We start from the raw sequence: 1,346 nt of genomic DNA, 5'->3' as shown, positions 1-1,346 counted from the left end.
GCCGTGCGCCTGCCCGGCGCCGCGCCCGCCGAGACCTACCTGTCGGCCGGGCGGGTCGTCGAGGCCGCCCTGCGGACCGGCGCCGACGCCGTCCACCCCGGGTACGGCTTCCTGTCGGAGAGCGCGGACTTCGCCCGATCCGTCCTCGGCGCCGGGCTGACCTGGGTCGGTCCGGGTCCCGAGGCCATCGCCGCCATGGGCTCCAAGATCGAGGCCAAGGCGCTGATGGCCGAGGCGGGGGTGCCGGTCCTGCCGCACTTCACCGCGGGCCCCGGATACTCGATGGACGACCTCGACCGGGACCTGGACGCCGTCTTCACCCGGATGAGCGGGGACGCGTCCGGCTGGGCGATCCCGCTGCTGGTGAAGGCCTCGGCCGGCGGCGGCGGGCGCGGGATGCGGATCGTCCGGCTCACCGACGACCTGCCCGGGGCGGTCGAGTCGGCCCGGCGCGAGGCGGAGTCGGCCTTCGGCGACGGAACCGTCTTCATCGAGCCGCTGCTGGAGGACGCCCGCCACATCGAGGTGCAGGTGCTGGCCGACGCGCACGGCACGGTCTGGACGCTGGGCGAGCGGGAGTGCTCGATCCAGCGGCGGCACCAGAAGGTGATCGAGGAGGCCCCCTCCCCCGCCGTCTCCCCCGCGCTGCGCGCGCGGCTGTGCGCGGCGGCCGCCGACGCCGCCCGGGCGATCGGCTACGTCGGGGCGGGGACCGTCGAGTTCCTCGTCCGGGACGACACGGTCGCCTTCCTGGAGATGAACACCCGGCTCCAGGTCGAGCACCCGGTCACCGAGTGCGTGTACGGCCTGGACCTGGTCGAGCTCCAGCTGCGGATCGCCGAGGGCGGCGCCCTGCCGCCCGCGCCGCCCGCGCCCTCGGGCCACGCGATCGAGGCCCGCCTGTACGCCGAGGACCCCGCGCTGGGCTGGCTCCCGCAGAGCGGCGTCCTGCACCGGTTCGACGTCCCCGGCGTCACGGCCCGCTTCGCCCCCGTCTCCGGCGGCCTGCGGCTGGACTCCGGCGTCGAGGACGGCTCCGAGGTGGGCGTGCACTACGACCCGATGCTCGCCAAGGTGATCGTCCACGGCGCGACCCGCGCCGACGCCGCCCGCAGGCTCGCCGGGGCGCTCGCCCGGGCGAGGGTCCACGGCCCGGTCACCAACCGGGACCTGCTGGTCGCGGTGCTGCGCCACGAGGCGTTCCTGTCGGGTGAGACCGACACCGGTTTCCTGGACCGGCACGGCCTCGCCGCCGCTGCTCCCGGCGGCCCGGACCCGGTCGGGTTCTCCGCCCTGGCCGCCGCCCTCGCCCGGGCAGGGCGTAGACCAGGGAGCCGTCCTCGGCG

Annotated in this window: 1 protein-coding gene; it reads left to right on the top strand. The window is 76.5% G+C overall.

Translation table 11 applies throughout. From position 1 onward, the window contains the following. Positions 1-1,346: acetyl-CoA carboxylase biotin carboxylase subunit (locus tag ACWJ6R_RS36400; protein ID WP_449066558.1), on the top strand; the 1,346-nt coding region annotated here is incomplete at both ends.

This window comes from Planomonospora algeriensis (assembly GCF_977012225.1).
This window is presented reverse-complemented; position numbering and strand designations above follow the sequence as displayed.